At 41.9% G+C, this 7571-nt stretch carries 5 protein-coding genes; 2 read left to right on the top strand and 3 right to left on the bottom strand.

From position 1 onward, the window contains the following. Positions 1-97 precede the first annotated feature (97 nt). Positions 98-406, bottom strand: coding sequence for a YkgJ family cysteine cluster protein (locus I6F53_RS19545; protein WP_197240862.1), 309 nt, complete (start codon positions 404-406; stop codon positions 98-100). Between the two features lie 45 nt (positions 407-451). Further along, positions 452-2380, bottom strand: a complete 1929-nt coding sequence (locus tag I6F53_RS19540; RefSeq protein ID WP_197240861.1) for a RecQ family ATP-dependent DNA helicase — start codon at positions 2378-2380, stop codon at positions 452-454. 242 nt (positions 2381-2622) lie between these two features. On the opposite strand from I6F53_RS19540, the gene I6F53_RS19535 reads away from it, so the two are divergent. Next, complete coding sequence (locus I6F53_RS19535; RefSeq protein ID WP_197240860.1) at positions 2623-3927, top strand: NAD(P)/FAD-dependent oxidoreductase; 1305 nt, start codon at positions 2623-2625, stop codon at positions 3925-3927. A 105-nt stretch (positions 3928-4032) separates the two neighbouring features. Further along, the gene (locus I6F53_RS19530) at positions 4033-5532 is read left to right on the top strand and encodes a phospholipase effector Tle1 domain-containing protein (RefSeq protein WP_197240859.1); all 1500 of its coding nucleotides are present in this window, start codon (positions 4033-4035) and stop codon (positions 5530-5532) included. A gap of 603 nt (positions 5533-6135) precedes the next feature. Here the strand turns inward: I6F53_RS19530 and I6F53_RS19525 are convergent. Then, the gene (locus I6F53_RS19525) at positions 6136-7233 is read right to left on the bottom strand and encodes a Fic family protein (protein ID WP_166419872.1); all 1098 of its coding nucleotides are present in this window, start codon (positions 7231-7233) and stop codon (positions 6136-6138) included. Positions 7234-7571: the final 338 nt, after the last annotated feature.

The raw sequence follows: 7571 nt of genomic DNA, 5'->3' as shown, positions 1-7571 counted from the left end.
ATCTCCTAATTGAAATTCAGAAATAGCTTAATCGGTTTGACGAGTTACTGGCAGGTGCACTTTGCTAGACGCTTACACTGTACTGAGTTGAGACTAACTATATACCTGCTAAATCGCGCTCGGTAATACACTCACCCGACGCCATTTCAAACTCACGGCAAACTAATGGGCGGTTTTCGTAAATAGAGCACATAAGCGTATTACGGTCGAGTGCTTGGCACCAGCCGTCGTCTGCGCGTTTCATTACTTCGCTGCCCCATTTATCGTATTCAATATAATGAAATGGTACGCCGGTGTCGGTCACTATGCGCACTTCTAGCTGGCAACAACAGGCTTGGCAGTTAGCACATGTAACGGGCTCTGGGGTAGTAGCAATATTTTCAACGGGAATAACAATTTGAGGCATAGTGGCTTACTTTTTAGAATAAGCCACTAGGATACAGTAACTAATTTAACGCGCTAGTAGTTTTGCTTTAATATCGCTGTAACGCATTTGCTCGCACAGCGCAAAACCACTCAATTGGCGCACTTTATTACGTGCAAATAACGGCACACTCATCCCCGCTAAAAAGCGGCATTGGGTTTCAACACCCACATTATGATTACCTTTGCCTGCCATATGCGCTAAAAACTCATCTACCTTTTGATAAATAAGTTGCTCGTCAATATATGCTGGCTCTATAGAGTATTCAAGCTTAACTGCATGCCCTCTACACACACTACAATGCCCACATTGCTGTGGTGCATTTTGATCGTCAAAATAGCGCGCCAAGTTATAGCTTAAGCAACTTTGTAGCTCAAAAAAGCGCACCAGTGCAGCAATACGTTTAATTTCGGCTTGTTCTTTGTCGGTAAAGTAGTCGTGAAGTTGCTGGGCAAGCTGCGGGTTATTTATAACCTCTTCATGCACTTTGTATACTTGGGTAATACGTTTGGTTTCGAGCGTTATTAGGTTTTTTTCGGCTAGGTAGTCAAGCGCTGCCACTACGCGTTTTCGATCAACCTGCGCAGCTTGTGTAAGCGAGTCAAAATTTAGCGTGCCCCATATTTTTTTAAAATCGGTATGGCTAAATATTTGCGTTAAAAACGCTTGGCGCTGATCGTCAAACTGGTTTAGTAGCTCGTTTTTATCAATCAAAAATTTATATTTAAAATCAGCGTAGTAAGCATATTGCGGCGTTATTGCGCCTTGCATTTCTAGCTGTACGAGTAAGGTTTTAAGGGCCAGTTGCCTAATATTACTTTCGCTTGAAAGGCTATATTCTTGCATTTCCCATTGCTGGTGGCTTTGGCGAATATCGTTAATTACGTATTCAATACCGCTAAGCTCTGGGGTGTCGCCATATACAAAGTTTTCGACTGTGTTTAGGCCATCTAAATTAGCAAGCGTGTAGCAGTTTGACGGGTTACCATCGCGCCCTGCTCGGCCAATTTCTTGGCTGTAATTTTCTATCGATTTAGGTAAATCGTAATGTATAACAAAACGAATATCCGATTTATCAACGCCCATACCAAAGGCAATGGTTGCTACCACTACGTTAATTTTACCGCCCATAAAGTCATCTTGAATTTGCCAGCGTAGCGTATCTTCAAGCCCTGCGTGGTAAGCAACAGCATGAATACCTTGCGCACTGAGCGTGTTTGCTACTTGCTCGGCACTTTGCTGCAGCGTTACATACACAATACCAGGGCCACTTTGCGCACGTACAATGTTAGCAAGTTCGGTGTTTTTATCGGCGGTTTTAACGCTCAGCACGCTTAAATCTAAATTAGCGCGGTAAAAGCCCGTCTGCACAATGCACTCAGGGGCAATAGCAAAACGCTCTGCCATATCGCGTTTTACTTTTTTAGTGGCCGTTGCCGTAAGTAACAACACTAAAGGAATATTAAGCTCTTCGCGGTAACGCGGCAACTTAAGGTAGTCGGGCCTAAAGTTATGGCCCCATTCTGATATACAGTGCGCTTCGTCTACCACTAACATAGAAAGCGCAACTTGGCTTATAAACTCTCTAAAACGCTCGTTTTTAAAACGCTCAACCGACACCATTAATACTTTAATTTTACCATTTCGAACATCGTTCATTACCGTGCTGCTTTGCATTTGATCTTGGCTCGAATCAAGGCTTGCAGCGTAAATACCTTTGCTATTTAAAAAGCTAATTTGATCTTTCATCAATGCAAGTAAAGGCGATACAACTAAGGTTAAATTTGGTAAATGCAACGCAGTTAGCTGGTAGCACAACGATTTACCCGAGCCCGTAGGAAATATAGCCAACGACGACTGACCATTTAAAAGCTGCTCAATAGTTTGTTGTTGGCCTGTTCTAAATTGGCTAAAACCAAAGTGCTGCTCAAGTGATTGAATTAGTGGCGTGGTCATAAATGTCCTTTTGGTGTTTTAACAGCAATTTAACTGCACAGCTAAACGATAAAAAAGTGAGTATAACTTATATGCCTTTATTCAGCATTTTTTGCTGACATATCCTTTATTTAGGCGCAGACTAATAGCGTAAAAATAAACAGTCACGTTTGCCAAAAATAACTTTTTGCCATACCCAAGTAACCTCAAAACACTAAAAATAATACAGATTATTTGGGTATATTATTTTTGAGGGCAACGTTATGAATATTACTACACCTAAAATTGTCGTTATTGGCGGTGGTGCTGGCGGATTAGAACTCGCAACGCAATTAGGTCATAAACTAGGAAAGAAAAAACAAGCAGAAATTCTACTAATAGACAAAAACCGTACCCACATATGGAAGCCGTTACTGCACGAAGTAGCGACAGGCTCTATTGACCCTGATTTAGATGGCGTTGTGTATTCAGCCCATGCCGCAAAACATCATTACAACTTTCAACTTGGTACTTTTTGCAACATAGACCAAAGCAATAAAACAATTACCCTTGCACCACTTAACGACGAATTAGGCCACACTATTTTACCTGGGCGTACCGTGCGCTACGATCACCTTGTTATTGCCATTGGCAGCGTAAGTAACGACTTTAATACCCCGGGTATAAAAGATCATTGCTACTTTTTAGATTCAAGCCAACAAGCAGAGCGCTTTCAGCACTCATTACTCGACAGCTTTACCCGCCTTCATCAAGACGACAATCAACAGCAATCACTTAATATTGCCATTGTAGGTGGCGGCGCTACGGGCGTTGAACTCTCGGCTGAGCTTTATCATGTGTCTGAGCTATTAAAGCTTTATGGCTTAACAAATATGTCGTCAAAACGATTACATATTCATTTAATAGAAGCCGGCCCACGTATTTTACCAGCATTACCAGAGCGTATTGCCGTTAGTGCCAAACGCGAGCTATTAAAGCTTGGCGTAAACGTGCGCGAGCAAACACAAGTAAAAGAAGGTACCGCACAAGGCTTTATCACCAAAGACGAAGAGCATATTGATGCCGATATAATGGTGTGGGCAGCAGGCGTAAAAGCACCTGATTTTATAAAAGACTTAGGTATTTTTGAGCTTACTCGTAGTAATCAAATTCAAGTAAACGAGTTTTTACAAAGCACCGTTGACGAAAGCATTTTTGTATTAGGCGATTGCTGTGCATTTACCCAAGCCGACGGCAAGCAAGTACCGCCACGCGCACAATCGGCGCACCAAATGGCGTTATGCGTCGAAAAAAATCTCATCGCCACGTTAAAGCAGCAACCACTACATGGCTTTAAATACAGCGACCATGGCTCGTTGGTTAACTTATCGAGCTACAGCACCGTGGGTAACTTAATGGGTAACCTAACCAGCAACACCTTTTTTATTGAAGGTAAAATTGCCCGCTTTATGTATATATCTTTATACCGTATGCACCAGCGTGCTATACACGGCAGCGCAAAAACCTTTGCATTATGGATAAGCGAAAAAGTGCTGCGAGTAGTGCGCCCTAAAATGAAATTGCATTAACTCTATACTAAATTAAAGACAGTAATGCGCTGTAAGCAGTCGTACTGTCTTTAATTTTTAACATTGTCTGTGTAGAGTATTTAAAACAACTAAGGGAATTGGGTTATGACGGGTAAAACGCTAATTTTTAACTTTGACGGCACAGGAAACGAGCCCCGTGACGCAGAACAATTTAGCTCAGAGCATTTTAAAGAAGACTCTAATATTACCAACATTCTAAAATTGCATTTACTGCTTGGCGGTAAATTAGAAGACTCCCCCGTTACTCCTTTTGCTAACCAACTCAGTTTTTATTATCAAGGTATTGGTACTAAAGGCAGCCGCCTTAAACGTATTTTAAACCAAACCCTTGCACCTCGCGGTGACGACGTAGCCAGTATTTTAAATCAAGCGTTAAGCGACTTTAAAGATCACTACCTAATAAGCGATACCATACTGCTAACAGGTTTTAGCCGAGGCGCCGCGCTTGCAAGGCGTTTTGCCAAAATCCTAGAACCTTTAATTGCTGATAATGTTTACGTATGTGTGTTTGATACCGTCGCCTCTATTGGCTTATCAAAAGTAAGTAAAGCCACACGTGGCGCAGAGCACGTTATTTTTGAAAACCACACCATTGCCAACAACATTACTCACGCGCTGCACTGCGTAGCCCTTGACGAAAAACGCCGCGCCTTTGAACCCACACTCATGAACCATCAAAACAATATTACCGAGCTATGGTTTGCAGGTGCGCATTCAGACATTGGCGGTGGTTACTACCGCGATGGCCTAGCCGATATTAGCTTGCGCTATGCACTTGAATGGTTAATAGAACAACCGCTTAATATTTCGTTACTCACTAGCCACGATATAGATTACGAAACCCTACTCCCCGACAGCAACTTAGTAGCACAAGATGACGTAACCGTAACGCCCGATCCGCTCGCATTAAGTCATCAACAAAATTACTTTTGGTTTAACCCGTTTTTTAAATTAGTAGATAGAGAGTGCTATGTATTAATTGATGACCAAGCCAGCAAACTTGAGCCTTTAGTGCACTACAGCGTAGCCGAACGCATTAATAAACTAACCAGTTACCGCCCAGAATCGCTTAAAAAACTGCATTACAAAATTAGCTACAACGACAGTACCACGCTTAGCTTTATTGGTTTAAGCCAACATATAGAACTGGCTAATCAAAACATGAGTGTGCTGAGCATTAACCAAAGCCAAAATATAGTGGTATTTGCCTCTGAGCAATACAACACAACTGGCCTCATGCTAGAGCAAGGCGCTACGTACCGCTTTACCCCATACCCAAATCAATACTGGTTTGACGATGGCATAAAGTGCACGCCATTAGGCTGGAACCGAGACAACGTTCAACTTGGCGTAAAAGAAATCCCAATGGCTGTACTTGAACCATTTAGACGATTTCCTCGCGCACAATGGTTTTCACTCATTGGTGCTATTAATAAAAACGACGACCACCTTTTTGAAATAGCCAACGGCGCCGACATTAAAATAGATAAATCAGGCGAGTTTTGCCCATTTGCAAACGACCTAAGCCGCTTTTACGGTGCTAATGCGGGTAAAATAAAAGTGAAAGTAACGCGGTTGGAATAAGTGGTAACCGAAACTTTTAAATTGTAGGCGGGAGTTTACTTCGCGAAAAAAGCGAAGCGTTTAAATTGTAGGCGGGAGTTTACCTCGCGCAAAAGCGAAGCATTTAAATTGTAGGCGGGAGTTTACCTCGCGCAAAAGCGAAGCTTTTAAGTTGTAGGCGCGATTTTACATCGCGCTTTGCCCTCTAGTAACTGGCTCATAACTCCCAATCAACGCTACAAAGCCCACCCAAACACCTGTAGGCGCTCAGCTTGCTCGCGCGAAAAGCAAAGCTTTTAAATTGTAGGTGCGATTTTACATCGCGATTTGCCTTTATAAAAACACCCGCGAGGTATAAAACCTCACCTACATTAATTAAACCACTGCACTCAACAAAACCGTAGGTGCGATTTTACATCGCGCTTTGGCTTTTAAATAAGGCCAAGCTAAACACCCGTAGGCGCTCAGCTTGCTCGCGCGAAAAGCGAAGCTTTTAAATTGTAGGTGCGATTTTACATCGCGCTTTGGCTTTTTAAAAACACCATGCGAGGTATAAAACCTCACCTACAACAAATCAAACACCTATTCGCCTCACATAGTGAGGCGAATAACGATTTAATTGCCTCATTGGGCAACCTTGTAACGTGTACTACGCCCACCTGCGGCGGTTTTTGTTAAAAATCCAAGCGTTTGCAAGTCCGATAAATGGCGTGTTGCGGTTGCACGACTAACCTTAGCCACCTTTTGATACTGACTCGCGCTAATACCCTGTTCAAATTGGCCATCAAGTAACTTATTAAGCACTTTTACTTGCTGCTCACCTAGCTTTGTTTGATCTTTATTTGCCCAGTAATTGGTTTTAAAAATTGTTTGCTCAATATTATTAAGCGTATGGTGTATCGCATTATTGAGCGTACGTAAAAACCACTTAATCCACTTTGTAATACAAAGATCTCCACGTTGAGTCGCTTCAAGCACCTCGTAGTAGCTTTTTCTGTCTTCTAAAATAGCCACCGACATAGCGTAAAATCGAATTGACTCAGCATGTTCTTGCGCTAATGCTAGGTCGGTTATAAGGCGTGTAATACGCCCATTACCATCCTCAAGTGGATGTATTGTTACAAACCATAAATGTGCGATAGCTGCCCGAATAAAAGGGTCTATTTGTGATTCGTTTTGCGTATTGTTAAACCACTTAAAAAATAGCGAAAGCTCTTTATTTACTCGCTCTTTAGGAGGCGCTGTAAAATGTAATACCGGTTTATCTAAACGCCCCGACACCACTTGCATTGGCTCGTCACCACGCAATTGCCCGCCCTCAATTTTAGTAAATAAGCTTTGCTCACCTGCAAACAATAAGCGATGCCAATTAAGCACTCGTTCTAAATTAAGCGCAGAATCTGTGTTATTTATTGCATCAAGCATAATCTCTGCAAGATTATCGCTTTGCACAGTTGTTGGGTAAGGCTGCTCATTAATATTGAGCTTTTTAGCAAGTGAAGAGCGAACCGAAAATGCATTAAGCTTTTCACCCTCAATCGCACTGGAGTGAATAATATTTGCTAGTAAAGTATCAAGAGCTTGCTGCTTTTGTTGAGCACTTTGCACGCCCATACGCCCTACTAATAGACCTTGATTATATGAAAGCTCCCTTAGTAAAGGAGCAAGTGCAGCAGCATCCCACGTAAAGTTAGGCCAGTTTTGCTGTTGCCATATCCACATAGTCTTTAGTCCTAAAATTAATTATCTTCAGTTTATGTTATTTATTTGCCTCATGCAATGAGGCAAATAGCAGAGTTAATTGCCTCATTACTTTTAAGGGCTACATAGAACAATAATGCATTTTTCAATGGTGAAAACAATCCATTTTTAAGCGAGGTATAAAACCTCACCTACATTAATTAAACCACCACTCTCATCAAAACCGTAGGTGCGATTTTACATCGCGCTTTGGCTTTTAAATAAGGCCAAGCTAAACACCTGTAGATACCATCTCTCATTTTAAGCTTCAAGGTCGTATTTAACTTTCTTGGAGCTTAAACGCTTCTTGGTTTTTTATT

Origin of the sequence: Pseudoalteromonas sp. SWN29, from assembly GCF_015864465.1 — a bacterium.
In the GTDB taxonomy this organism is placed as follows: Bacteria; Pseudomonadota; Gammaproteobacteria; order Enterobacterales; family Alteromonadaceae; genus Pseudoalteromonas.
The sequence above is the reverse complement of the archived record's forward strand: the minus strand, read 5'-3'. Positions and strand labels throughout refer to the sequence as shown.